Genomic DNA, 25,793 nt, shown 5'->3' with positions numbered 1-25,793 from the left:
GAATCCGTCTTGTGTCTCGAATCACTGAGATGGAGCCGTGGTCTGAAGTACAGCAGTTCTTCTCCAAATAGAGGGTGCTCCAAGAAAATACCAGGCGGCGATGCCGGTATCGCAGATAGCGCACCCTAGAGAGGAGAGCGGGATGAAGGGAAGGATTGGACGTCCGTACAGATGATGCAGAATGTCCCATCCAACATGAAGCATCCAACCAACTCCGACAAAACGGTAGTCAGTGAGTGAACGGAATGCGAGCCAAAGGAAGAATACGCCGTAGCCGACTTCCCAGAAGCGAAATCCCCCGCCGAAGTATACAAAGCCCGCTCCAGCTATCATCAGCGCACTGAATTGCTGACGTGTAGGCTCCTTGAACAGTGAAGTCAGGGTGATAAAGATTCCCGAAACTATGACTGGAGCGATGACATTCGTCATACCGATTTGCGGCGTCAAGATATACATGGTTGTCCTTTCCAAAATTGGCCGGTAGATACTGCCACAGGGCCACTGCCTAGCAGCTGAGTTTTACGAACTGCAAATCCTCTCTCATAACCGTTCATCGTTGAGGAATTCATCACGACTGTGGCCTTGCTGTCAGCGTGACAAAACTGACGACCATGACGATGGCGTGCATTAGGACTAATACCATTTGAGCGGACGGCGTGACGCCCGCAAAATGAGACGAATGAGTGAAGGACAAGCGCAAGGGTAGACCAAGCGATAGAGCAAAAACAGCTAACGATACAAAGAAAAAGATTTGGTCGGGATTACGTGAGGTGATGCGCATAATTGAATATGCAATCGAGGCGAGAACTGCACCGCCGACCGTGCCTGAAAGAATCGGGAGGAAGGTAAACGGCGGAAATCCTCGGGGCACATCAGTGAATCTTGGGGCTGCCGTCCCAATCGCAAGGTCGATTACAAGGGCAATCCCCCCGGCTGCAATGGTAAGAAGAAGCGTTCGAATCATCGGGGTACCTCTGTCTTAGATGGACGAGCAATGCGCTTCGGCTTACGCGCGGCGAAGTTCTCACTCGCAGCGAGCTCCCGACCGGTCTGCGCCGACCGGCAGAGTAACCCCTCGAACGCTATTTCAGCACGCTTGGTTGCGAGCGGATCGTTAATAAAGCGCTGGGATACATGATGCGCCAGATAGATCCCGCACAGTTCCCAAACGAACTGTGCGATATCGAGATCGGCCCGAAGTTCACCATTGTGTATGGCTTCACCTGTGATTGCAGCGAGGCGGTCCCTCCACTGCTGTTCGATGGCCAAGAGCCTTTTACGCACGGGATGGTTCTTAGGTGCATCGTCGAATTCAAACAGACCGGCTGCAATAGGGCATCCACCATGCAACCCGGCCTTTTGTGTCCATCCAAACCAAGCGTGAACGATGGCGCGTAATCGTGTAAGGCCCGGTGGATTGCGCATTGCCGGTTCGATGAATGCGGCTGCGCCAACACGCAACGTTTCCTCTAACAACTTGAGTTGCACTTCTTCTTTCGAGCCGAAATGGGCGAAGAGGCCGCTCTTCGACATGCCCGCTTTCTGGGCAAGCACGCCGACCGTGACATCGGCAAACCCTCTCTGTGCCAGCAGATCGAGCCCCTGGGCAAGAATGCGCTTTTTAGTGTCTTTCATGTTCTTGAATAATAGCACGAACGGTCGTACTAGTATTTTTATCACTTGCGGATTTTGTCAGCTTTGGCTGCTTCTTCCGTCGAGCCTGGAAACTGCCAATGGCAACTTGCGGCCAGTAAAGAAGCCGAAGAAGCTGCGAGCGATAAGAAAAAGGCGTATCCCATTCTAATGTTACGAAGACAAATGGTTTGTATATATATGTAACAACATCTGATCAGATGTATTTAAAAAGTGATTATGTCCTCGGTTGTTCTGCAAAAAAAACCTTGACAACTCTTCCTCTTGCTTTCTACATTTCTCGCCGCAGTTCTAAATCGTTTTATTGATTCTCTGTAAAGGGGACTGCGGATGCCGAACAGAAGAGGTCAAGCTGTACGGCATGTGACCGATCTTTTGGAGGAAAGAGATGCAATGGAGTAGAAACGTCGTACGTGTGTGGATTCTATTGTCGCTGTTTCTTGCAATCACAAGCTTTACCACGTTTGCACAACAGAACTCTGAAATCAACGGAACCGTCACTGATCCTAATGGGGCTGCTCTAGCAAATGTACAAGTAACCCTCACTTCAACCAGCACCGGCACAGAGCTTACCACTCAGACGAATTCCAGCGGTGTCTACAGTTTTCCAGGATTAAACGTTGGCACCTATGACCTGAAGGCTACTGCCGCTGGCTTCCAGACTTACTTGCGCAAGGGAGTCGTCGTCAATGTCTCCCAAACCGTGCGTGCCGACATAACGCTACAGGTTGGAAGCGTACAGGAAACTGTTACCGTCCAGGCAAATGCCTTACAGGTACAGGCAGACTCCAATGTAGTTAGCACGTTGATCAATGCTGATCAGATCAGCGAAATAGCAACGGAGAACCGAAATTTTGCGGCTTTGGCTGCACTGGGACTGGGTGTAAGCTCGGCTTTACCCGACAACAATACTCCGACATCGGTGGCGGCAAACTTTACAATCAGTGTGAATGGTTTGCGGCAGAGTCATAACATATGGCTTATTGATGGTGGTGAGGCAGACGACCGCGGCGGCGCAGGCGGCATGGACATTATGCCTTCGCAGAATGCCATCGCTGAGTTTCAGGTGCTTGCGAGCAATTACCCCCCTGACTACGGCATCTCTTCCGGCGCTACGATCACTCTAGGACTGAAAAGTGGTTCACGGAACTTCCACGGTCAGCTCTGGGAATTTAATCGCAACACTGCTTACAACGCAAACAACTGGTTTAACAACCAGTCCGGCCAGCCCCGCACAAAACTGAACTACAACATCTTTGGCTTCAATGTAGGCGGGCCACTGATGATTCCAGGTGTATATAACACCGATCGTCAGAAGACCTTTTTCTTCGTCAACGAAGAATGGCGTAAGCTCATCCAGGGCAGCAGCCCAAATTCTGTGCAGACGCTTCCAGCGCAGGATTTTCCCACGGCCGGCCAGGACCTACACTATGTTCCTCCCGCTTTCGCACCCAATACACAATTGCTGGTTCCCAAGGTTCAGGACCCTGCTTACAACACGAAGCTTGCATCTCTTGGCCTGACCCCGGGACAGCCATTCCCGAACAATACGATCCCTGCCTCATTGTTTGATCCAAACGCTGTGCTTTATTTGAATTCGGGCATCATTCCCAAGCCAAATTTATCGAACGGAAACGTGGTGACTTCTGCCAATCAACCGATAGATGTGCGCGATGATGTGGTGCGAATTGATCACAATATCAATGACAAGTGGCATCTCCTGGGGCACTTCATGCATGATGCTGTGAGTCAGGCTTATTCCGCTCCAATGCTTGGATGGTCCGGTGCCAGCTATAACACCATAACCAGCACGCTTTCCAATCCTTCCTATAGTGCCACGATCAAGCTGGCCGGCAGTATTTCACCAAATCTCCTGCTCGAAGTCAGCATGAATTACGACGGCAATATCATCAACATCGTAAACAGTAATAATTCCTATACGCCCAGCGGCTGGTCCGTGAACCGCTATTTCAATAACACTTCAAAGAACCTTCCCAATATGCATTGGGGCGCTCCGTATAACACGCAGGAGAATCCCGGCTCGGCTCCCTGGCATAATGCTGCACAGGATTTCATGCCGCGTGTTGATATTTCCTATACAGTCGGGACGCATTCGTTTAAGTTCGGAGCCAGCTATAACCGCTACACGAAGAACCAGCAGCTGTTTGGCCAACCTGGTGGAGAATTTTACTTCGGTACTCTCACGAACGATTCAATGATGGACATGCTGCTGGGGCTAGCTAGCAGTTATGATCAGCACCAGGCGCTTCCCATCCGTCATTATGTGAACCAGACCCCTTCTGTCTACTTGAATGACAACTGGCGTGCTACCCCACGTCTGAGTCTTCAGTTGGGATTCCGCTACGATGCTCTGCCACATGCCTGGGAACGACAGAACTACATCGCAAACTTTGATCCCTACCAGTATCTGCAGAGCCAGGCACCTCAATGGCTAAGTGATGGTTCCATGAATCCAAATGGGCCTGGCTTCCAAAATGTCAACGGTACGCCATTTTATCTAAATGGTATGTATATTGCTGGACAAAACGGCTATCCCAGGGGCGTCGTCAACAATGACTATGCGACACTACAACCTCGCGTAGGGTTCTCCTGGGACCTGATGGGTACCGGAAGGACCGTCCTGCGTGGTGGTCTGGGCACATTCTATGAACGCATGCAGGGCAACGATATTTATAACACTGCAACCAATCCGCCTTTTGCCAACGATCCTTCGGCCAGCAACGTTTATCTTTCTGACCCGCACACCTCCTGGGTAACAGGGCAGACCGCAACCACGCCCTTCTTTGCCCAGGGCCTTACCACCTTGGCCCGCTCGTATCCTGCCCCTGCGGTCGCGCAGTTTAGCCTGGGAGTCCAGCATGAAGTTGTCCCATCGGTGATCTGGGTTGTGCAGTATGTTGGAAATCTTGCCTGGCATCAGAACGTCGATCGCCAGATCAACAACTTCCCCCTGGACACTTCACTTTCAGTCCGGGCCAACGCTGGGGACCCAAGCAACCATTCCGGAACAAATCCCGGAGGCACTTCTCTTGCGAATATAAATATTTATCGGACATACCAAGGCTACACTGGTATCAACCAGCAGGAGAACACGACTAACGGCAACTACAATGGTTTTCAGACGGGGATCCGAGCACAAAACAAACATGGCCTGAGTGGAGAGCTGGACTACACGTGGTCACATGAAATTGATATCACCAGTTATGATCTGAATGGTGTTAGCAATCCATGGAACCTGAAGTATGACAAAGGTTCCGGCGCCCTGGACCGCAGGCATATTCTCAATGCTAATTACATCTATAAGCTGCCGTTCTTTGAACAGGGCAATGGTCTTACACATTCGTTGTTAGGTGGATGGGAAATTGCCGGGACTGCCGTGTTTGAGTCTGGCGTGATCATCCAGAATCAAGGACCCAACCTATCCATTAACTTTGATCCAATCGGGCTGGGTGGTGGTTACACAAACCGTCCAAACTTCAGCGGTAAAATGCACTATCTGAAGAAGGCTACACAATGGTTTGATACTACTCCCTTCAGTACGCCAACACCTGCGTGGGCCGGTGGCACCAATCAGGGCTTCGGGAATGCGCGCAAGGATGTCGCTCTTGGACCTGGACGAACGAACTTCACCACTTCGCTCTACAAGACGTTTACCTTTACTGAGCGGGCCAGCCTCCAGATGCGATTTGAGTCGTTTAATACCTTCAATCACACGGAGTTCAACAATGTAGGTGGCAGTTATGGTTCGGGAAACTTTGGTCAGCCCACAAATACCTGGGACCCACGTGTTCTTGAACTTGGTGCTGTACTTAACTTCTGATCTGTACCTGAAGGCACAGCAGCATTGTCTGCTGTGCCTTTTCTTTCAGCTCAAATTTCATAGCCTGAAGGTGAAGGGGAATTGCTGTCTGGAATGAAAGTCGCACGTGGATGCAATTGCCTTTCTATCAACAAACGGATAGTGTGCTGTAAAGAGATCTCATGCGTCGAAATATCTGCATGATGGGGTTAACATTTCTGGCCGTTAGTATGGCATCGGCGCAGAATAGCCGTCAAAACGCGCTTGCCCTTGAAAACCAGGGAGAATATGTCAAAGCAGAAGCGATATGGGAAACAATTGCAAAACAGGATCCGCATCACGCTGAAGCTTTTGCTCATTTAGGTCTGCTGGAGGCAAAGCAACAGCATTTTGATCAGGCGATTCTATGGTATAAAAAGGCACTGTCACTGGACCCTGCTTTTCCCGGGCTTCAGATGGATCTGGGGCTGGCACTTTTTAAGACCAACCGTTTTCAGGATGCGATCCGGCCATTTACCGAAGAGCTGAAAAAGCACCCCGGCGACCATAGGCTCCTCATTTTGCTGGGTATGTCTCACTATGGCATGGGTGACTACCTGATTGCGGTCCCATATCTTAAGCGGGCTGCCGCCCAGGACCCCCAAAATCTTCCATTACTCCTTGCGTTGGCCCATGCCTGTCTGTGGAGCAAGCAGGATGCTTGCGTCATGGATGTTTATAAGCAGATTCTCGGTTTAAATGCGGAATCGGCCGAAGCTGACATGCTGGCTGGAGAGGCCTTGGATGAAGAGGGGAAAGTTGCTGAAGCCACCCAGCAATTTCGAGCTGCCGTTCGGACCAATCCGCATGAGCCGAATGTGCACTTCGGACTTGGCTATCTGCTTTGGGAGCAAAAGCAGTATGAAGAGGCCGCTAAGGAATTCCAGGCTGAAATTGAAAATGATCCCTCAAGTGCACAGTCTTATGCCTATCTTGGAGACACCTGGGTAGAACTGAATGACTATCATCGCGCACTGCCTGAATTGGAAAAAGCTGCTGCGCTGGCTCCCGCTATCGCTTTTGTCCATCGCGATTTAGGCGTCGTGTATGCCAGTATGGATCGCAAAGACGAAGCGGTTGTTGAATTGAAAAAGGCCATTGAGCTTGACCCAAAGGACGTGTCGCCACATTGGCGTCTTGGACATCTCTATCAATCCATGGGCAAAAAAGATGAAGCCAAGGCTGAACTGGAAAAAGCCAGTACGATGACCAACCAATCTGTCCAGGCCCTGGTGCAAAAACTGGGCCAATCTCGTAACACTGCTCAGTAAGATTGAATATGGATTTAAGGATAGATTTTGATCCAATGATTTCGCATCATTGCCCGTATTTCTTTTCCTGCGGTTTTTGAAACGATGACCTGTGTCGGCTCAACGGGCATATGACAAGTCGTGCAATTCTGTCGAATCTTCGCGCCGAGCACTTTGGCCTTACCGCAGCTTTGCCAGGCATGGCACTGCAGGCAGCGTTGAGAATAAAAAGCTGCCGTTTTTTCTGGTGCATGAACATCATGGCATGTTGAGCAAGTCATGGTTTTCGATTCACGGTAGCAACGGCTTTTCTCCAGTAGCCCAATCTGGTCCCCATGTACATCCGGATGTTCCTCGCTACTTGCGGGCAAAGGACGAAAATATTGGCTAAGCGGCTCTCCAGGTACATAGGAAAAGGCGGGTGCAATTTCCTCGCGCTGCACTCCATTGTGGCATAGAGCACAAAGGTCCATCTGTCGTTCGCGGGGAAATTCTGCGGGATTCAGAATGGTTCCGTCGCCCTTTGCCCCCAAACCTGCCATTTGTTTCGACAAGTGCTTTTGGCCCGGACCATGGCAGGTTTCACATGCAATTCCTGGCACAAAACTGTCTTTGTTATATGCGTTCATCAATGGATCTGAGAACAATGGTTGAAGATACGCAGCATGGCACTCCATGCAGCGCGGTGTAACCGGACGGGAAAAGTTGGCAGTTCCGTCTTCATATCCTGGGCTGTTGATCCAGCGATGTCCTGCTTTCCAATAGCTCACAGGAAGTTCATAGAGTCTGTCTTCATCCCAGTAGAGGTAGGTAAGGCCACGAACACCGGAACCAATTACGATATCGATCGGCTCGCTACGCCTTTCGAGGTCGGGGGGCCATCCAGTCACCGCTGTTTCGTAATACCTACCGTCCTTTTGTTCCATCTTGAAATACAGGCCAGGCTCGCCGTTTTTTGCTGCGGGGTCATGAATGATGAGAATGTTCGATCCATTCAGAAAATTTCCCAGCACAGAAGCCTTGTCTGCCCATTGGGAAGTCAGGTGGTGCGAAGTATGCAGATAAGAAAGGCCCTCTGTTTGATGACAGCGAATGCAGGCTTTGTCGCCCACATATCCGGGTCGTAGGCCGCCCTGTGTCATCATCGATTGCACAGAGTTTTGGCGGGCTAGTTTTGCACAATGAAGCAGTGAGAAGCAGAAAATGAAGAAAAACGGTGTGTACCTTAATTTGACCATTCGGCTTTCGGTCGCAGTTCGACCTCTACTGCCTTTGCGGCACTTATCATATCGCACCAGCAAGAGCCTGCGCTCTGAATTTTACAAATAGTCTTCCAGACGAAATTGACTCAAAGATTCAGAACCGTTTCCCCTATAATGATTACACCACGTGCGAAAGTGGCGGAATTGGCAGACGCACCAGACTTAGGATCTGGCGGGGCAACCCGTGGGGGTTCAAGTCCCCCCTTTCGCACCAGCCGCTTAGGATACCCTGAAGAATATGATTCCCGCACAACCACAGCAGCCCAAAATTTCCGTCACACAGTCTCCCGAATACCGTGAAAACTATGCCAATAGTGTGCAGGTTCGCGTCAGCGTGTGGGACTTTTTCCTTGTCTTTGGATTGGTCCACCAGGAATCTCCTGACGCGGTAAATATTCAAAATACACAAGGTATCTATCTCAGTCCGCAGCAGGCCAAGGCATTATGCAACATTCTTGGCCAGAACATCGCTCAGTACGAGCAGACCTTCGGTCCCATAGCGTTGGATCCGCAGCAACCTTTACCCATTCCTCAAGGACCCATCCATTAGCATCATGATGTCTACATTCCCATCCAGCACCCGGATTGACCAGGAATGATTTGCGAGCAGGATGGGCAAGGAAAGCAGCCGTTAGCTACGGTGCTGTTCGAAAGCTTTCCTGCCCGAATTGCTGACCAACTTCTACGACGAGGGCCAGGCAAAAGCAGACCTTCGCTTGTCACCTATTGTTCAATACAGTAGTTTCAGGCCAAATTGGATTTGGCGTGAGGTGGTTGCGGTAGTAGTAATGACCCCCGCTGTTGGGGACGGTGCTGAAGATGCTGAAGAGTAAACGACTGTATTTGGAGTGCCGAAGTTCGCGTGGTTGAACAGATTGAAGATTTCACCGCGAAATTGCAAATTCAGTCGTTCCGTAAGTGCAGTATTTTTTCTTAATGAAAAATCAAGTGAGGAGAGTCCGGGACCTGTAAGCGTGTTTCGACCAAGATTTCCATAAGTTCCGGAAACGGGCACGACAAACGCAGTCGGATTAAAGTACTGCACTGGCGTGCCTTCGATCACCTTGCCATGAAACTCAGGATTGATGGAAGGACGCACCGGGTTACGGCTATCTCCGTTGTTCGATGGATTGAATCCAAGCTGCGGAGTGAAGGGTAGCCCCGATTGCAGGTTGGCTATCGCGCTTACCGTCCATCCGCTGATTAACTTTTGCTGCCAAAAGTTGCTGTCGCGAAGCCAGTGTTTTCCTTGTCCAAAGGGCAACTCGTAGGTCCCGTTAATCACGGTGAGATGACGGATATCTGTGTTGGCTGGGCCATAGTCCCAGTCGGGGTGCGCCGGATACATCACAAATCCTGGAGCATTCGCACCTACGCTTGAGTTCCATGCGGTGCCTTCGTCAAGATTTTTTGAAAAAGTATAAACAGCGCGAAGTTGGAATCCGTCCTGGAACCGGCGGTGAATATCTATCGTGAGTCCATTGTAGGATGCGACACCGCGTGAAATCCAGGTTGTGCTATTGGCCAAAGCGGGGTTCGCAAAAGGAGCACCTTTGGGATAGTACACTGTTCCTGCCGTGAGCGTAGTGGGGCACGGAGATGCCGGGCAAATGACGGGAACTGGTTCGTTCATATCCGCAGAAAGCATCTGATGATATCCATGCGATCCCAAATAGCCAACCGTGAGTGATGTTGCAGGAGCAACCTGTTGCTCACTATTGAGCGACCATGCAAGTAGCGTAGGAGTGTGAGCGTCAGGTTGAATGCCGCTGGGTGAGATGAGACTGCCGGTTGGAGGAGCCTGCCCAGGTGCGAAATGAAGATCCGAGACCGGAATATTTTTAATGCTTTGCGTTGTATTGAATGGGGCATTCTGGTCAAGACGATAATCCAGGCTGTCCAGCAGGGCGCGATAGATACCGAATCCCGCGTGGACCACCGTAGTAGTCGTCTGTCCTGGTGACCAGGCAAGACCAACGCGCGGTTCGGGCAGAAACTTTGCGCGGTTCTCCGTAAATGCAGAACTACCGACACGCGGGTTGGTTTGGAGCACACCGTGTTCATCAAAGATGAAGTTTGATGCCCGACCCTGCTCCTCATTCCATCCATTGGTTGATTCAAACCGAAAGCCAAAGCGTAACTCTAGGTTCGGTTTGAGGCGTAAAGTGTCTTGCACGAAGCCTGCTCCTTCGAGTGATCGCCAGCCCAGCTCAGTAGGAGTGGGAACAACAGTGAAGGTGGTTACTGTTCCACTCAAAAATGCATTCAGGCTAGTGAAGGATGCCTGTCCATATTGATACTGTGCAAGGTTGCTATTGGATTGAAGCTTTTGCAACCATGCGCCCGCTTCTAGCTGATGTTTACCATGCGAGATGAAGACGTGATCGTCCCAGGTAAAAAGATTGCGTACAGCGCTTAGGTTACTGCCTGCGTTCGTCCCTGCCAGACTGATTTGCGATGCGCCATTCAGTGCTGTTCCACCGCCGATTACAATCGCGCCGATAGGTTTGCCCGCAACCCAACCTGGAATGCTGACTGGGGTTTCCCCGGTGAAGAAAAATGCGCCGCGGGAAAATCCGATGCGCACCGTATTCAGGATGTCGGATGAGAAAATGTGCTGCTCCTGAGCACTCAGTACTTGTTCTCGCAGATCTGTGTCTACTACGCTAAGGGGATTGACGGTCGGGGTCTTTGCTGTGCTGTCGTCAATTGTATAGACGGCGAAAGCCGAATCCTTTTGCGAAATATTGTAATCAAGCCGTGTAGTACCAAAGTCTTCGCGAATGTGCTGTAGGGGATGATTGTAGGCGATGGCAATGCCTCCTCCCAGTTCAGGGCCATTTTGCACTGGCCAAAGATCCAGCAATGGCCGTACGCTGGCAATGGCCTGTGCGCGCGAGGTGTTGTCCGGCACAAGAGTTACATTGGAAAGACCCAGAGTCTGGCGGAAGCCTTCATAATTGCCAAACAACAGCAGTCTGCTTTTTAGTAGCGGACCGCCCAGGGATCCGCCAAACTGGTTACGCTGGAAGATGGGAATATCTGCCTGGTCAAAGTAGTTTCGTGCATCGAGGGCGCTGTTCCGCAGAAATTCAAAAGCGCTGCCATGCAATTGATTTGTGCCTGATGCAGTTACAATACTTACCTGGGCACCGGTCCGCTTCCCGTATTCTGCGCCATAGGTGTCATAGACGACGTTAAACTCCCGCACTGCGTCTACTCCGAGCAACTGGCCGCTCACGCCACCGGGAGTAACATTGATCTCCGATGCGCCCGTGTACTCAATTCCATTCAGTAGGAACAGGTTGTCCTGCGGGCGGCGTCCTGCAACGGCAAACATATTTCCAGGAGCGGAATTCGTCGTACCTACTGAGCCGGAACGTTGACCGGTATAATTCACCACCGCCGGATTTAGGGTAATCAGCTCATCAAAGCTGCGTCCGTTGAGGGGAAGCTCTTTTACCTGCCGTTCGTTTACCAGGCCAGAAACAGGTTGTGTCGTTGGATTTACCGTCTGGGGCGCATCTGTTACGGCAATCTCTTCTCTGACTTCACCCACAGCAAGAGAGAAATCCACTACGGCGCTTTCTCCGATGACCAGATTGACACCGCTCCGGGATTGCAAGCAGAAACCATCTTTTTCTGCGGTCACTTCATAGCGTCCGACAGGAACGGATGGAACAGCATAGTGACCTTCACCGTCAGAAGAAACTCTACGCTCGGCCCCCGTTTCCAAATTGTGTACCGTAATGGAAGCTTGAGGGACTGCGGCACCGGATGCGTCACGCACCGTCCCTGAGATGGTGGCGCCGACAACCTGGGCTTTTGCGCTCGTGTTTGCAAGCAAGAATGAGAACACCGTCAAGAAATAGAAATAAAAGACAAAATGGGTGCGCAAGGGAACGCGCTTCATAAGCAAACTCCTGGGAAGAAAATTGAAAAATGACAGAAGAAGGAGCGGGGGCGTCAACAACAGGCGATGTGACAGTCGATGAGAAGAAGATGCGGGTGAATCAGAGGATGTAACATGCTTTTACCTGAGCCCTGCAAGCGCTGGTTTTGATATGAAATTGAGGGAAGAGATCAGTATCTGCATCCAGGCGACGGAACAAAGTTGCTGGCGCAACATTGACAGGAGAGATTGTTCCGAGTGCGATGCATACGTGAGAGTATGCGTCAAGATTGGAATTGAGTCAACTTTTATTTGACAACTATCATATTTTGCGAGATCCTGAAAAACACATGGCTTTCATGTTCTGTACTCTCGCATGTCGAATGGACTGTCGCTGTTGTCACACCATCAGCGCGTCTTGGCGAGGGTATGGAAGCTGGAATGTAAGTAGAAATCGCTGAGTTTTCTACACGGAACAGCTAAGGTAAGGATCAGACCCGCAGCCAGATGTCCTGAGCGCGGGTTTTTTATTTCCCGCCTCTCTTATTTCACCCGAAACAGGAAGGCTTACAAAGCCGTGGCCACAGCAATCTACAATTCACAGGAAGCAATCGTTTCGAGTCAGAAACGGCTGACGCATCTGAAGATGCTGGAAGCCGAAAGCATCCACATTATCCGCGAAGTTGCGGCCGAGTTTCATAAGCCGGTCATGCTCTATTCCATCGGCAAGGACTCGTCTGTAATGCTGCGCCTCGCGCAGAAGGCCTTCTGGCCGGCACCCATTCCATTTCCGCTTTTACACATTGATACTGGCTATAAATTCCGCGAAATGCTGGAATTTCGCGACAACTATACACGTGAGCTGGGGCTGAAATTGCTGGTTTGGCGGAATGAGGAAGCACTGGCCAATGGGGCAAATCCAATTTCACTGGGAACGCAGAAATGCTGCGGATTTCTGAAGACACAAGCGCTTTTGGATGCGTTAAAGTTCTATGGCTTTGATGCAGCATTTGGAGGTGCCCGCCGTGATGAAGAGCGATCGCGCGCCAAAGAGCGCATCTTTTCTTTTCGCGACATAAATGGACAGTGGGACCCCAAAAATCAGCGTCCTGAGCTGTGGAACCTTTACAACGGACGCATTGGTCCTGGAGAAAGTATTCGCGTTTTCCCGCTTTCTAACTGGACGGAACTCGACATCTGGCACTACATCCACCTTGAAAAGATTCCCATTGTGCCGCTTTACTTTGCCAAAGAGCGCCGGATGTTGGTGCGTGGGGACAGCCTGATTCCGATAGAGCAGCCCTTTGTACAAGGATTGCCTGGAGAAGAGCAGTGGGTGCGCTGCCGGCTACGTTCACTGGGATGCAGCCCTTGCACGGGCGCGATTCGTTCAGACGCAGACACGCTACCCAAAATTATTGCTGAACTGATTTCTTTTCGGTCCTCCGAACGTGCCAACCGTATCATTGACCACGACCAGGACGGTTCGATGGAGATAAAGAAGCGCGAGGGATATTTCTGATGGCTGTATTGTCTCATGTGTTGGATGATCTGAATCAGGACGCGGCTCCTTTCACGATCGAAGAGTTTCTGGCTGCCGAGCAGCAAAAGGACCTTTTGCGTTTTACGACCGCGGGCAGTGTAGATGATGGCAAATCAACGCTAATCGGCCGTCTGCTTTATGACTCGCGTAGCGTATATGAAGACCAGGTCAAGGCGGTTACGCGCAGTCATGTTGGAGAAGCATCCGCCATTGATTTTGCTCTGCTGACTGACGGGCTGCGGGCCGAAAGAGAGCAGGGAATCACCATTGACGTAGCGTACCGGTTCTTTGCAACGCCAAAGCGCAAGTTCATCATTGCCGACACTCCAGGGCACGAACAGTACACGCGCAACATGGTTACCGGCGCGTCTACCGCGGAGCTGGCCATCATTCTGGTGGATGCGCGCAAGGGAATCCTGACGCAGTCACGACGCCATGCGTTTATTGCCTCGCTTCTGGGAATCCGCCATGTGGTGGCCGCTGTCAACAAGATGGACCTTGTGGATTTTTCCGAAGAGGTCTTTCTGAACCACCAGCGGGCCCTTCTGGATCTCGCAGCAAAGCTCGGCATCCGCGATCTTCTGGCCATCCCCATGAGTGCCTTGCTTGGCGATAACGTAGTCTCGCGCAGCGAAAAGACTCCCTGGTATCACGGTCCAACGCTGCTGGAGCATCTGGAGAGTGTACCTATTGCGGAAGAAGTGCGCAGTGCTGCATTCCGCCTTCCGGTGCAGCGCGTCATCCGCCCCAACCAGGATTTTCGTGGCTTCGCAGGACAGATTGCTTCGGGTACGGTAAAACTAGGTGATCAAATTGTCGCTTTGCCTTCGGGCAGAACGAGTCGCGTCAAAGGCATTCATACATTTGACGGTGATTTCGACTCCGCCTTTGCACCACAATCGATTACCCTCACTCTCGAAGACGAGATTGACATTAGCCGGGGCGACCTTATCGCACACATAGAGGATGCTCCTTTTGTGTCTGATCGTTTCACTGCCTCGTTGGTTTGGCTCCATACAGAACCATTTGTGCCTGGAAAAACATATCTGCTTAAGCACACAACGCAGACTGTAAAGACCCATCTGCGTGTGGTGCACAGGTTGAACATTGAAACCCTGGATCGCCACTCCTCGCCACTCCTCCGTCTCAACGAGATTGGCGAGGTTGAAGTCCGCACGAACCGCCCGTTGTTACTCGATGCATATAGCGAGAACAGAACAACTGGCAGCTTTGTTCTGATTGATCCGGTCCATAATGCGACTGTGGGAGCGGGGATGGTCCGGCAGACGGTCCTCGACAAGAACCAACGTTCGCAGATGAGCGGAACCCTGCTGTTGTTGCCCGGAGAGGTTTTAGTAAGTGTGCTTGAAGAAAAGCTTTCTGCCAGCGGAAGAGACGTGGTCATTACCCGCAGCCAGAAGCCTGAAGTATGGCGGGCTCTCCTCTATACAGGACTTTCTGTTCTGGTGCCCTCAAAATCACAGGCGATAGCAGAGATCATTACCCTCGGGCCAGACGCACATGAGCTGTTGAGAAGGCCGGTTCCACGCCGGGACGACCTCAAGGCACAGGCAGATGCACTTTTATTGGAGATGGAAAATGAGTTTTGAAGTCCCGGGCCTTACAGAAAAAGTCAGTGCTGCGCGTCGTCTGATTGCAGAAAGTGTAACAAAATCAGTTACTGAGTGCGTGACCTGTAGCTTTCAGGCAGAAGACATGGTTGTATTGCACATGGTGCGGTCCATCTTCCCGGCTGTGCCTGTGCTCTTTCTGGATACGGGCTATCACTTTTCTGAAACATATACATACCGTGACCAAATGACTGAAGCCTGGAACCTAAACCTCATCAACCTGTTGCCTGAACAGACCGTGGCTGAGCAGGAGGCCAGATTCGGCATTCTGCACCAGACCGCTCCTGACCAGTGCTGCAAGTTGCGCAAGGTTGGACCGCTCTTTTCTGCACTGGAGCATTACACAAAATGGTTCACGGGTATGCGGCGTGAGCAGGCCAGGACGCGCGCAAATCTGCAGCCTGTAGACCATTTCAAATTACCCAGCGGGCATGAGTTGGTCAAAATCAGTCCGCTTGCGGAATGGACGACCCGCGATGTCTGGTATTACGCACAGGAGCACGGCATTCCGCTTCTGCCGCTGTACGACAGGGGTTACTCAAGCATTGGCTGTGAACCGTGTACAAGCCTGCCTCTTGATCCCGAAGATCCGCGTTCAGGCCGCTGGGCCGGACGCAAAACAGAGTGCGGCATCCACATTCAGGCCCAATAAAGAATGGAACTGCTCTTCGGCTTTCTCATCGCATTTGCCATCGCGATTACCGGCGTCGGGGCGGGTACGGTCACGGCCCCGGCTTTGGTCATGTTTCTGCATGTGCCGTTGCCTGTTGCCGTGGGAACTGCTCTTGTGTATGCGTCGATCGTAAAGCTGATCGTGGTCCCGGTCCAGATCATGCGCAACCAGGTGGTCTGGAAGGTGCTGGGAATGATGTTGCTGGGAGGCCTGCCGGGAGTCTTGCTTGGTGTGCTCCTCTTCCGCCATGTGGTGGGACATGGCCACCATGCCCCTCTATATTTTGCCTTGGGCAGCATCATTGTTTTCGCTTCAGGATTGCATTTTTATAAGGCCCTTCGTGCAAAAAAAGATACGCCCCGACGTAAGGAGCGCCGTCGCTGGCTTGCTGTTCTGATGATTCCTATTGGCGCTGAACTTGGTTTCTCCTCTTCTGGGGCGGGTGCTCTGGGAACCGTCGCCCTGCTTGGTTTTACCAATTTAAGTGCTTCAGAAGTCGTGGGTACAGATCTGGCTTTTGCCATGTGTCTTTCCATCCTTGGTGGTAGCCTGCATCTGCTGGCGCATACCCCAGACACTACGCTCTTGGTAAAGCTTCTTGCTGGAGGCGTGGTTGGGGCCATCACAGGCACCCTGATTGCTCCCAAGCTTCCACACAGGCAGTTAAGACTAGTGCTGACGGTATGGCTTTTCCTGATCGGGCTGCAATTCTGCTATCAGGCAGTGCATCCATCGGCTGCACCGGCGCAGCCCGAAAAGCGTGTTGCTGTCTCTGCTCCGATGCAAAATGCCATGATTTCTCGATAAAAGCTACAAGACTGGTACCTTTTCATTTCCATAAATAAAAGATTCTTTGCAATACTGGAAAAGACCTCATCCAGTGAGAGGAGCCTATGGCTGTAAGGTCTTTGCGCCCAATTGTTTTGTCTTTGCTCATTGCCGGGATGCTTGCCATTGTTGCGCATGCCCAGAATTTCTCTAGTATTACGCCGAGCCCGCAGCAGGTTGCATGGCAGGACATGGAGATTGGTGTCATCATTCATTTTGGAACCAATACTTTTCTGGATCGTGAATGGGGTGACGGCACTGCGGACCCCAGCGTTTTCAATCCTTGCTGCGTCGACACAGACCAGTGGATGAAAGCAGCCAGGGCGGCCGGAGCCAGGTATGCCGTACTGGTGGCCAAGCATCATGACGGTTTTGATCTGTGGCCCAGCGCACAGACGGATTATGGTGTGAAGAGCAGTCCATGGATGCACGGAAAGGGTGACTTGGTTCGCATGGCCTCTGAGTCAGCTCGTGTGAACGGGCTGAAGTTTGGAATTTATCTCTCGCCCTGGGACCGCCATGAGCCCAAGTACAAAGACCCCATCGCCTACGATGAATTTTATCTGAAGCAACTGGTTGAACTGGCATCCGGTTATGGGCAGCTGGTCGAGTTCTGGTTAGATGGAGCAGGGAGCGCCGGCCGCACCTATGATTTTGAAAAGATCATCAATGAATTGCGTACCTATCAGCCGAATACGATGGTTTTTTCTGACGTGGGCCTGTTTAAATTCGCTGACCTGCGATGGGTTGGAACCGAAGCTGGCGAAATCTCCTATGAGAACTGGAACGTAGTGGATCGCAGTGGTTATCTGCGCTGGCGTCCGATTGAGGCCGACACCCCTTTGCATAAACTGCACTGGTTCTGGCATCCGAATGATCAAGGAAGTTTGAAAAGCGTGTCTGAACTGGTAGACATCTATAACAAAACAGTGGGACATGGCGGACAACTCATGCTAGGCATCGCTCCTGACAATACCGGACGGCTGCCGGAAGCTGATGTGAAGCGTTTACAGGAATTTGGCGAAGCCATTCGTCAGCTTTATAGCCACAATCTCATCACAGAAGAACATGCCCGTCCTGCAACATCGGATGAAGCAGCAGCATTTGACAATGATCCGGAGACATTTTGGTCTGCGCCAATCGGGTCGCATCATGCAACCCTTGAAGTTACATTTCCCAGGCCCGTAACCTTTGATCGCGCGCTCACCATGGAATGGTTAAATGATGGACAGCACATCCAGAGTTATGCCATTGAAATCTACAAAAATGGAGCATGGCAGCGTATTGTGAAGGGCCAGGCCATCGGGCATAAAAAAATAGACATCTTTAAGCCCGTAACTACCCAGCGGGTGCGCCTCAATCTGCTTTCGACAAGCAGTGAAGCGCATGTTCGGGAATTTCAGTTGTTTGCGGATCAAGGCCGCATCTACTGAATGTTCTGCGACCCTACAATTGTAAGGTGCTGTTCTGCGCCGGAAGCAGCGTCTCCCGGCTGTGCGCCGCCAACAAATACTTTGTAATTGCCTGCTTGCACAGCGCGGTGGCCGTTTTCATCTACCATGCTGAGATCGCGCGCATCAATGTTAAAGGTGAGCTGTTTTGTTTCGTGCGGCCCCAGATGCACGCGTTGAAATCCAGCCAGCCAGTGGTTAGGGGCACCGGGTGCCGGCGGTGGTGTAATGTACAGTTCCGCCACCTCATCTCCGGCTATGTTGCTGGTGTTCTCAAGGCTTATGCTGGCCTGAAGCGCGCTGCCAGCTCTCAATTTTACTGATGAAAGGCGTAAATCTTTGTATCTAAATGTTGCATAGCTCAGTCCATAGCCAAATCCAAAGAGCGGCTTTTGGCGAAAATAGCGGTAGGTGCGACCTTCCATTCTGTAATCATCAAATGGAGGCAATTGATCTACAGATTGATAAAACGTTACCGGTAGTCTGCCCGCTGGATTTGCGTCCCCACTCAGAACATCAGCGATGGCTGCTCCTCCAGCCTCTCCCGGATACCATGCTTCCAAAATAGCCGCGGCATGTTGCTGTGCCCAATCTACCGCAAGAGCACTGCCATTCAGCAGTACTACAATGAGAGGCTTTCCTGTTGCAGCAACATCTTTGAGTAATGCGCTTTGCACCGCAGGGAGGGCGATGTCGGTGCGATCGCCTTCAGAAAATCCAGGAACATGCACCGGCATTTCCTCGCCTTCGACCTCAGAGGAAAGACCTAAAAAAGCCACAACAACGTCAGCCTGTTTTGCCAGATCAACCGCTTGTTGTCGCAATTGCACTTCATCTGGTCTCCATTGGAGTGTGATACCTGCGCCATAGTCAACAGATTGACGCGCATACTCCATTTGAAATGGGTGCGGATTTGCATCATTGAAGTGGACTGTAAAGGTAAGCGGTTGATTCTTGTGGCGAGGATGATCATTGATTACATGTGCGGCTTCTTTGCCATCTACAAAAACACTGTAGGCATAAGGAGCAGCACAGTAAGGTTCGCAGCGCCCTGGTTGCACTGTAAAGGTTACATCTCCTGGTGCAAGCGGTTGAAAACTGCCGCTCCAGCGAACACTGAAGCTTTTCGCAGCTCGTATCGGAACGGGCGCTACCCGGTTCCAGTCGAAATCAATGTGTGCATCGCGCTGGATGACAGCAGGTCCGCTGAAATCCGCATTTGCGAAATACTCGGCCGTGAGTCCTCCGACCTTACCATTTTTGTCGCGAAAGACATAGCTTGGCACAACCACCGGCAACTCAGACACAAGCGGCGATCCCTGTGCATAGAGCACTTTTGCATTCGTGAACTTCTGCACGATCCCGGCCAGCGGAGTTACCGGATATAAAGGTACGCCATTGTAATTTCCTTCGAGCGCAAGGATCGACTCTGCATTCGGGCCAATCACCGCAATCTTCTTTACCCTGCCAGAAAGCGGTAGCGTATGGGTGTCGTTCTTTAATAGCACAATGGATTCCTGTGCAGCCTGTAATGCAAGCTTTGCATGTTCCGCAGTAGCATATTCCCCGGGGGAAATGCGCGAGAAGGGGTTTGATCCGGGAGGATCAAACAGCCCCAGTTTGAAACGCGCGGTAAAGAGCCGTTCGACGGCCTGGTCGATTGTTTTTTCATCAATCAGGTGCTGGTGCACGGCGTTGATCAGTGAGGCGTATTCTGAGCCGCAGCTTAGATCATCGCCAGCCTTCACAGCCTCTGCTGAGGCATGGGCAGCGTCGAGAGAAAAGTGGTGCCCATCGGCGCTGAAAAAGTCACTAATTGCTCCGCAGTCAGAAACCACATAGCCTTCAAAGCCCCACTTTTTCCGCAGGGTCTCATCGAGCAAAAACTGGCTGGCGCAGGCCGGAGAGTCATGGACGCTGTTGTAGGCGCACATGATGGAATCCACTTTTGCATCGATCACCGCCATGCGAAAGGCTGGCAGATAAGTGTCCTGAAGATCATGAGCGGAAGGGTCAATGTTCGCTTTGTGTCGTGTGGACTCCGGGCCGCTGTGGACCGCATAATGTTTTGCCGTGGCGATGGTCTTGAAGATTTTCGGATCGTCACCCTGCATTCCGCGAATAAAGGCCGCACCCATCTGTCCTGTCAGGAACGGGTCTTCGCCATAGGTTTCCTGTCCCCGCCCCCAGCGCGGATCACGAAAAATATTGATATTAGGCGACCAGAAGTCGAGGCCGCGGTAAATACTATGGTCACCTTGGAGTTGTGCTTCGTTGAATTTGGCGCGCGCTTCAGTCGATATCAAGCTTGCTACACGGTGTTCCAGTTCTGTGTCCCAGGTAGCAGCCAGCCCAATGGCCTGCGGAAACACTGTGGCATATCCTGCGCGAGCTACCCCATGCAGGGCCTCACTCCACCAATCGTATTCAGGGACGCCTAGTCGCGGGATGGCCACAGCGTGGTTCTGCATCTGTGAGACCTTTTCTTCCAACGTCATCCTTGAAACCAGATCAGCAGCGCGGCGTTGCGCAGGCAAGGATGGATCAAGGTAAGGGGCCTGCTTTACGTTAGACTGGCAATGGCCAGCAATGGCCCCTGTGAGGACGAGCAAGAAGCAGAGAAGGACGGAATTGGTCTTCATAAGTGTCGGCTACAGTGTAATGAAATAGCGATTTCACGTATTTCTTATTGGAAATAGTATTTCTATTAAATTAGGATGGCATTATCGTTAAGGAACAGCTATTGAGGCAATTTTAAAGTGCGGATCTCACTCTTTATTACCTGTTACAACGATACTCTCTTCCCGGAAACCGGAAAGGCCGTCGTCAGTTTGTTGGAACGCCTGGGGCACGAAGTCGATTTTCCCCTCGAACAGACCTGCTGCGGACAGATGCACTACAACACCGGTTATCAGCGGGAAGCTGTGCCACTGATGCGCCGTTTCGTCGAAATCTTTAGCGATGCTGAGGCGGTTTGTATTCCTTCATCCTCCTGCGTGGCCATGATCCGCGATCATTATCCCAAAATGGCTGAGGCCACTGGCGAAGTCGCTCTGGTTCAGGCTGTGGAAAGGCTCTTGCCGCGCGTCTATGAGTTTTCTGAATTACTGGTAAACAAGCTTGGTCTTGAGGATGTCGGCGCATACTACCCTCATCGCGTGACCTATCATGCCAGTTGTCATTCACTGCGCGGCCTGCAGGTTGGTGAGCTGCCCCTTCGTCTGTTGCGGAATGTACGGGGAATTGACCTGGTTGAGTTGCAGGATGTAGACCAATGCTGCGGCTTTGGAGGTACCTTTGCGGTGAAGATGGGAGACGTATCAGCTGCTATGCTTGCTGACAAGATTCGCTGTGTAGAAGACACCCGGGCCGAGGTATGCACGGCACTCGACAACTCTTGTCTCATGCACATTTTTGGCGGCTTACACCGGCTCCGTGCAGGTATCAGGACTGTGCATCTGGCCGAAATCCTCGCATCCACAGAAGGTGGAAGACAATGACCATCCGCGTTGGCCAGGCCGCTGAAGCACTGCCGTTTCAGAAAGCTGCGCTTCCTCTGCTCGATGATTCACAGCTTCGCAAAAATGTGCGTCATGCGACCAACGTCATTACTCGAAAGCGTGCTGTGGTTGTGAGCGAGCAGCCGGACTGGCAGCAGTTGCGTACTTCGGCCAGCGCCATTAAAGAGCACACTCTGCGTCATCTTGACCGTTACCTGGAACAATTCGAGAAAAACTGCACTGCAGCTGGAGGTCATGTCCACTGGGCAGCAGATGCGGACGAGGCCAATCGCATTATTCTAGACGTCGTGAAGCAGGCCGGCGGTAGCGAGATCATCAAGGTCAAAACAATGACCTCAGACGAGATCGGCCTGAACCGCGCACTGGAGGCAAGCGGCATACATGCGCATGAGACCGATCTTGCTGATATGATCATCCAGCTTGGGCATGACAAGCCTTCGCACATTGTTGTGCCAGCGCTGCATAAGAACCGTCAGCAGGTGCGCGAGATCTTTATGCAGGCAATGCAGCTAAAAGAGCTTGGCGACCGCCCAGAAGACTTAACGGCTGCAGCGCGACAGTATTTGCGCGAAAAATTTCTGAAAGTAAAAATCGGTTTCAGTGGCGCAAACTACCTCATCGCAGAAACCGGAGGCGTGTGTGTCGTTGAATCTGAGGGCAATGGCCGCATGTGTCTTACGCTGCCAGAAACTCTCATCACGATTGCTGGCATTGAAAAAGTCATTCCCACATTCCGTGACTTGGAGGTCTTTCTGCAACTGTTGCCGCGATCGGCAACAGGAGAGCGGATGAACCCGTACAACTCTTTATGGACAGGCGTGCACAAAGGAGAAGGCCCGCAAAATTTCCACATTATTCTTCTGGACAATGGTCGCACGCGTATCCTGGCGGATCGAGAATCGCGCCAGACCCTGCGCTGCATTCGCTGCGGGGCTTGCCAGAATGCCTGTCCGGTTTACCGGCAGACCAGCGGTCTTGCCTATGGGTCGATTTATGCCGGGCCCATCGGGGCCATTCTCACGCCGCAGCTTTTTAATATGCAGCATGCGCAGACGCTGCCATATGCATCCTCTTTGTGTGGAGCTTGCTATGAAGTCTGTCCGGTAAAGATCAATATCCCTGAGGTGTTGATTCATCTGCGTGGGCGGGTTGTTCGTGAGCAGCAGAGCAGTGCGTCTCTCGAAGCCCTTGGTATGAAGGCCATGGCCCAAGTTTTCATGAACCACCGCAGATTTGAGGCTGCACAGCGCCTTGGGCGCCTCGGGCAGAGACCTTTTGTTTCTCACGGGTGGGTGAGGCATCTCCCAGGAATGCTAGGGAACTGGACCACTGTGCGCGACCTGCGTGCGATGCCGGAGCAGACATTCCGTAGTTGGTGGAAAACGCGCCAGGAGAAGAAAAATCATGAATGAGACCAACACGGCACGCGAAACGATTTTTAATCGCATTCGGCGGAGCAATGCTGATCTGCCTACATCTGACTATGCTTCTCTGGAGCGTGCATATCAACAGACGGCTTGCATGGGCAGGGAAGCGATTTGGAAGACTTTTATCGAACGACTTCATGAATATGATGCGCGTGTCACAGCAGCCACGCCGGATACGCTTCCGTCCGCTCTTGCTGAAGTCCTGCTTCGCAACCATCAGAAATCGGCCGTAGTTGCTGATCGATTTCCTCAAAAGCTTCTGCCGGAAGGATTTCGCTGGCAGCCCGAAGCTGACGCTACTGCAGAAGAATTGAATCTTGCTGAAGGGGCGATCTGCGGATGTGAAGTTGCAATCGCGCATACAGGCACCATCGTGATCGTGGGTGCGCGCAGACTTACGCTTCTGCCCGACCGTCTGCTATGCGTGGTGTGCGATCACCAGATTGTTGAAACAGTTCCGGAGGCCTTTGCGCGGCTACAGCCCCTGGCTATGGAGCCGCTTACTTTTGTCTCTGGTCCTTCTGCCACAGCTGACATTGAGATGACACGCATTCGAGGCGTCCATGGGCCGCGTTTTCTAGATGTGGTGTTCGTCAGCGAAACCTGGGCGCAGGTCTGCAAAAAGTGATGCTTATTCCTCAGTAGTTCTGTCGGTCTGGCTTTCTTCAGATTTTCCTGGAGGATAAGATTCTGCCTTCATCGTACCGTCTCGATGCTTGATCAGAATCTGTACTCTGCCCTCGGCCTTATCAAGAAGGTTTTTGCACTCCATGGAAAGGCGTGTGCCTTCCTCAAACAACTGAATAGATGTTTCAAGTGGTAAATCGCCGTGTTCCAGTTGCTCTACAATCTTTTCCAGGCGCTTTAGAGATTCTTCAAAGCTGGCCAACGCTAGCTCCTTCTTCTGGTTGTCTTGCCCCTGGCAACACTCTCGCCAGTACCTCAGCGGCGGAGGCATAGCGTCCGAAAGGCGCACTTACCTGGACGCCCTGTACCATGGGGCGCGCTGCTTCGAGCATTTCCTGTGCAATCAGAATTCCCTCTGCCCGCGCTGCTTCCGGAGTCGGTGCCGCCTGCATTCGCAGCATAACCGAATCCGGGACCGAGACCCTCAGGTCATTCTTCATAAATTCTGCATTGCGCAGACTTGTGAGTGGCCAGATGCCCGCAATCACTGGAATGCGGAACTCCTCGATCCGCCTCAGGAAAGCCTCCAACACGCTTAAATCAAATACTGGCTGGGTAATAGCATATTCTGCGCCTGCTTCTACCTTATACGCAAAGCGCCGGACTTCATTTTCAATATCCGGAACACCAGGATTGGCTGCGCAGGCGATTGTGAATCCAGTGGATGCCCCAATTGGATTTCCCCCAATATCAAGACCATGGTTAAGACGCCGGACAATGTTGACCAGACCAATTGCATCCACGTCGAAGACGGCAGTAGCATCCGGATAATTGCCCAGCTTGGGCGGATCACCGGTCAGGCAGAGAATATTTTTCAGGCCAATGGATGCGGCGCCCAGCAGATCGCTCTGGATGCTGAGCACATTCCGGTCACGGCATGTGTAGTGCAAGATTGTTTCAATTCCGACTTTCTGCTGGATCTGGATGCACAGGCTCTGCGCGCTCATGCGTGCTGAGGCCCGGGGGGAATCCGGCACATTGATGACATCGACACCCAGATCGGCCAGCAAAGAGGCACCAGCCAGCTCCTTTGAGCAGTCAATCCCCTTGGGGGGGACAATCTCGACCATTGTGACAAATTTTCCCTCGTGGATCAGCCTGCCTACCCGTGAGCGATCAGCAAGAGGCGGAGGAGGTGTTTCCGTCACAATGGGGGCGCGCGACGGATGTGCATGGGACGATTTCTGTGCATCCACTGCACGCATGGCTGATTTCATTGCACGGGTGTGATTAGGGGTGGTACCGCAGCATCCGCCAATAAATTGCACGCCTGCCTTGAGGAACTTGCGGGCAAAGCTGGCCATGTACTCTGGCGAGCACAGATAAATATTTCGCCCATCCACTGCACGCGGCATCCCTGCATTGGGCATGACCACCAGTGGGAGATCACTTTCCGCAGCCATACATTCAATCGCCGTCAGCACAGTGGCGGGTCCGGTGCTGCAATTTACCCCAATCGCATCGGCGCCCCACATGCTTAATTTGCTGGCCGCCGCTTCTGCGGTTGCACCGTCCAGGCAATGTGCTTCCTCGTCCACTGTGACGAGCGCCATCACGGGCAGGTGCGGAGCGGCTTCTCGTGCGGCAAGAATTGCCTGTTCGGCTTCATTGAGCGCAGGCATGGTCTCAATCACGATCAGATCTGCGCCAATGCCGGGACCTCCGGCGGCCAAGGCGCGGACCTGTTCAGCAAATGCGAGGCGGGCCTCTTCCAGGGACGTTTTCCCCAATGGCTCCAGATGTACGCCCAGGGGCCCTACAGAGCCTGCCACCCAAGCCGTCCCTGCCTGTTTGTCTTTCAATTGATGGACCGCCTGCCGCGCAATACGGACGCCAGCCTGATTGATGGCTGTTACCTGGTCTTGCAGACCATAGCGCGCAAGTCGGAAGCGATTTGCACCGAAGGTATTGGTCTCGATAATCTCTGCGCCGGCCTGCAGATACTCATCATGAATGGAGCGGACAAGTTCAGGCTGTGAAAGATTCAGCTCGTCATAACAGCGGTTGATGAAAATTCCGCGCGAGTAAAGCATGGTGCCCATGGCCCCATCAAAGAGCACGGTGCGGTTCTGAAATAGGTCTTGCAAGCGACTTGGCATGGTTTCCTGCTAAAGTC

General features: G+C 52.0%; 19 protein-coding genes and 1 tRNA gene. 12 read left to right on the top strand and 8 right to left on the bottom strand.

What is annotated here, in order from left to right:
- Positions 1-21 precede the first annotated feature (21 nt).
- The 3 genes from N655_RS19405 to N655_RS19400 all read right to left on the bottom strand — a co-directional run bounded on the left by N655_RS19405 (position 22) and on the right by N655_RS19400 (position 1,635).
- Positions 22-456, bottom strand: coding sequence for a DUF6010 family protein (locus tag N655_RS19405; protein WP_049961479.1), 435 nt, complete (start codon positions 454-456; stop codon positions 22-24).
- Positions 457-568: 112 nt separating this feature from the next.
- Complete coding sequence (locus tag N655_RS0115470) at positions 569-964, bottom strand: hypothetical protein (protein ID WP_026443715.1); 396 nt, start codon at positions 962-964, stop codon at positions 569-571.
- Positions 961-1,635: a TetR/AcrR family transcriptional regulator gene (locus N655_RS19400; protein WP_069955834.1), complete on the bottom strand. Its 675-nt coding sequence runs from the start codon at positions 1,633-1,635 to the stop codon at positions 961-963. The genes N655_RS0115470 and N655_RS19400 overlap by 4 nt, the downstream gene beginning before the upstream one ends.
- Before the next feature lie 406 nt (positions 1,636-2,041).
- On the opposite strand from N655_RS19400, the gene N655_RS0115460 reads away from it, so the two are divergent.
- Positions 2,042-5,494: a TonB-dependent receptor gene (locus N655_RS0115460; protein ID WP_026443714.1), complete on the top strand. Its 3,453-nt coding sequence runs from the start codon at positions 2,042-2,044 to the stop codon at positions 5,492-5,494.
- Between the two features lie 161 nt (positions 5,495-5,655).
- Positions 5,656-6,783, top strand: coding sequence for a tetratricopeptide repeat protein (locus N655_RS0115455; protein ID WP_081823752.1), 1,128 nt, complete (start codon positions 5,656-5,658; stop codon positions 6,781-6,783).
- Between the two features lie 14 nt (positions 6,784-6,797).
- Here the strand turns inward: N655_RS0115455 and N655_RS0115450 are convergent, their stop codons facing one another.
- Positions 6,798-8,057: a cytochrome c3 family protein gene (locus tag N655_RS0115450; RefSeq protein WP_238324837.1), complete on the bottom strand. Its 1,260-nt coding sequence runs from the start codon at positions 8,055-8,057 to the stop codon at positions 6,798-6,800.
- Positions 8,058-8,153: 96 nt separating this feature from the next.
- On the opposite strand from N655_RS0115450, the gene N655_RS0115445 reads away from it, so the two are divergent.
- Both N655_RS0115445 and N655_RS0115440 read left to right on the top strand, forming a co-directional pair.
- Positions 8,154-8,238, top strand: a tRNA-Leu gene (locus N655_RS0115445).
- A gap of 24 nt (positions 8,239-8,262) precedes the next feature.
- Entirely contained in the window at positions 8,263-8,574 is a 312-nt protein-coding gene (locus N655_RS0115440; protein WP_026443711.1) for a DUF3467 domain-containing protein, read from the top strand.
- Positions 8,575-8,754: 180 nt separating this feature from the next.
- Here the strand turns inward: N655_RS0115440 and N655_RS0115435 are convergent, their stop codons facing one another.
- Positions 8,755-11,937, bottom strand: a complete 3,183-nt coding sequence (locus N655_RS0115435; RefSeq protein ID WP_081823751.1) for a TonB-dependent receptor — start codon at positions 11,935-11,937, stop codon at positions 8,755-8,757.
- Between the two features lie 556 nt (positions 11,938-12,493).
- Here N655_RS0115435 and cysD point away from each other — a divergent pair.
- The 5 genes from cysD (at position 12,494) to N655_RS0115410 (ending at position 18,024) form a co-directional block, all read left to right on the top strand.
- The gene (cysD, locus tag N655_RS0115430) at positions 12,494-13,438 is read left to right on the top strand and encodes a sulfate adenylyltransferase subunit CysD (protein WP_285222255.1); all 945 of its coding nucleotides are present in this window, start codon (positions 12,494-12,496) and stop codon (positions 13,436-13,438) included.
- Positions 13,438-15,069: a sulfate adenylyltransferase subunit CysN gene (cysN, locus tag N655_RS19395; RefSeq protein WP_049961477.1), complete on the top strand. Its 1,632-nt coding sequence runs from the start codon at positions 13,438-13,440 to the stop codon at positions 15,067-15,069. Before cysD ends, cysN begins: the two co-directional genes overlap by 1 nt.
- Positions 15,059-15,742: a phosphoadenylyl-sulfate reductase gene (locus tag N655_RS0115420; protein WP_026443708.1), complete on the top strand. Its 684-nt coding sequence runs from the start codon at positions 15,059-15,061 to the stop codon at positions 15,740-15,742. The genes cysN and N655_RS0115420 overlap by 11 nt, the downstream gene beginning before the upstream one ends.
- A 3-nt stretch (positions 15,743-15,745) precedes the next feature.
- Positions 15,746-16,570, top strand: coding sequence for a sulfite exporter TauE/SafE family protein (locus tag N655_RS19390; RefSeq protein ID WP_044934874.1), 825 nt, complete (start codon positions 15,746-15,748; stop codon positions 16,568-16,570).
- An 86-nt stretch (positions 16,571-16,656) separates the two neighbouring features.
- Complete coding sequence (locus N655_RS0115410; RefSeq protein WP_026443707.1) at positions 16,657-18,024, top strand: alpha-L-fucosidase; 1,368 nt, start codon at positions 16,657-16,659, stop codon at positions 18,022-18,024.
- Here N655_RS0115410 and N655_RS19385 read toward each other — a convergent pair.
- A complete protein-coding gene (locus tag N655_RS19385) occupies positions 18,018-20,684 on the bottom strand; it encodes a glycoside hydrolase family 3 C-terminal domain-containing protein (protein WP_044934871.1) in 2,667 nt (888 codons plus the stop codon). The two genes, N655_RS0115410 and N655_RS19385, sit on opposite strands and share 7 nt — an antisense overlap.
- 117 nt (positions 20,685-20,801) lie before the next feature.
- Between N655_RS19385 and N655_RS0115400 the strand changes: the two genes are divergently transcribed.
- The 3 genes from N655_RS0115400 to N655_RS19380 are packed head-to-tail and all read left to right on the top strand — an operon-like array spanning position 20,802 to position 23,618.
- The gene (locus N655_RS0115400; protein ID WP_026443706.1) at positions 20,802-21,542 is read left to right on the top strand and encodes a (Fe-S)-binding protein; all 741 of its coding nucleotides are present in this window, start codon (positions 20,802-20,804) and stop codon (positions 21,540-21,542) included.
- On the top strand, positions 21,539-22,975 hold the full coding sequence (locus tag N655_RS0115395) for a LutB/LldF family L-lactate oxidation iron-sulfur protein (protein WP_026443705.1): 1,437 nt from the start codon (positions 21,539-21,541) through the stop codon (positions 22,973-22,975). Before N655_RS0115400 ends, N655_RS0115395 begins: the two co-directional genes overlap by 4 nt.
- Positions 22,968-23,618 carry a LutC/YkgG family protein gene (locus N655_RS19380; RefSeq protein WP_044934867.1) on the top strand — a complete coding sequence of 217 codons (651 nt, stop codon included), beginning with the start codon at positions 22,968-22,970 and terminating at the stop codon, positions 23,616-23,618. The genes N655_RS0115395 and N655_RS19380 overlap by 8 nt, the downstream gene beginning before the upstream one ends.
- A 3-nt stretch (positions 23,619-23,621) precedes the next feature.
- Here the strand turns inward: N655_RS19380 and xseB are convergent, their stop codons facing one another.
- Both xseB and N655_RS19375 read right to left on the bottom strand, forming a co-directional pair.
- Positions 23,622-23,879, bottom strand: coding sequence for an exodeoxyribonuclease VII small subunit (gene xseB, locus N655_RS0115385; RefSeq protein ID WP_026443704.1), 258 nt, complete (start codon positions 23,877-23,879; stop codon positions 23,622-23,624).
- Positions 23,866-25,776, bottom strand: coding sequence for a bifunctional homocysteine S-methyltransferase/methylenetetrahydrofolate reductase (locus tag N655_RS19375; protein WP_044934864.1), 1,911 nt, complete (start codon positions 25,774-25,776; stop codon positions 23,866-23,868). The genes xseB and N655_RS19375 overlap by 14 nt, the downstream gene beginning before the upstream one ends.
- Positions 25,777-25,793: the final 17 nt, after the last annotated feature.

Source organism: Pseudacidobacterium ailaaui (genome assembly GCF_000688455.1).
GTDB lineage: Bacteria > Acidobacteriota > Terriglobia > Terriglobales > Acidobacteriaceae > Pseudacidobacterium > Pseudacidobacterium ailaaui.
Note: the sequence above shows the minus strand (reverse complement) of the source record. Positions and strands in the feature narration are given on the sequence as shown.

What these genes read in the sequence shown, in the direction of transcription:
- N655_RS0115410 (WP_026443707.1), top strand. Translation starts at nt 16,657, where the DNA reads ATGGCTGTAAGGTCTTTGCGCCCAATTGTTTTGTCTTTGCTCATTGCC.
- N655_RS19375 (WP_044934864.1), bottom strand. Translation starts at nt 25,776, where the DNA reads ATGCCAAGTCGCTTGCAAGACCTATTTCAGAACCGCACCGTGCTCTTT.
- N655_RS19380 (WP_044934867.1), top strand. Translation starts at nt 22,968, where the DNA reads ATGAATGAGACCAACACGGCACGCGAAACGATTTTTAATCGCATTCGG.
- cysN (WP_049961477.1), top strand. Translation starts at nt 13,438, where the DNA reads ATGGCTGTATTGTCTCATGTGTTGGATGATCTGAATCAGGACGCGGCT.
- N655_RS19390 (WP_044934874.1), top strand. Translation starts at nt 15,746, where the DNA reads ATGGAACTGCTCTTCGGCTTTCTCATCGCATTTGCCATCGCGATTACC.
- N655_RS0115455 (WP_081823752.1), top strand. Translation starts at nt 5,656, where the DNA reads ATGCGTCGAAATATCTGCATGATGGGGTTAACATTTCTGGCCGTTAGT.
- N655_RS19400 (WP_069955834.1), bottom strand. Translation starts at nt 1,635, where the DNA reads ATGAAAGACACTAAAAAGCGCATTCTTGCCCAGGGGCTCGATCTGCTG.
- N655_RS19385 (WP_044934871.1), bottom strand. Translation starts at nt 20,684, where the DNA reads ATGAAGACCAATTCCGTCCTTCTCTGCTTCTTGCTCGTCCTCACAGGG.
- N655_RS0115470 (WP_026443715.1), bottom strand. Translation starts at nt 964, where the DNA reads ATGATTCGAACGCTTCTTCTTACCATTGCAGCCGGGGGGATTGCCCTT.
- N655_RS0115395 (WP_026443705.1), top strand. Translation starts at nt 21,539, where the DNA reads ATGACCATCCGCGTTGGCCAGGCCGCTGAAGCACTGCCGTTTCAGAAA.
- N655_RS0115420 (WP_026443708.1), top strand. Translation starts at nt 15,059, where the DNA reads ATGAGTTTTGAAGTCCCGGGCCTTACAGAAAAAGTCAGTGCTGCGCGT.
- N655_RS0115435 (WP_081823751.1), bottom strand. Translation starts at nt 11,937, where the DNA reads ATGAAGCGCGTTCCCTTGCGCACCCATTTTGTCTTTTATTTCTATTTC.
- N655_RS19405 (WP_049961479.1), bottom strand. Translation starts at nt 456, where the DNA reads ATGTATATCTTGACGCCGCAAATCGGTATGACGAATGTCATCGCTCCA.
- N655_RS0115460 (WP_026443714.1), top strand. Translation starts at nt 2,042, where the DNA reads ATGCAATGGAGTAGAAACGTCGTACGTGTGTGGATTCTATTGTCGCTG.
- N655_RS0115440 (WP_026443711.1), top strand. Translation starts at nt 8,263, where the DNA reads ATGATTCCCGCACAACCACAGCAGCCCAAAATTTCCGTCACACAGTCT.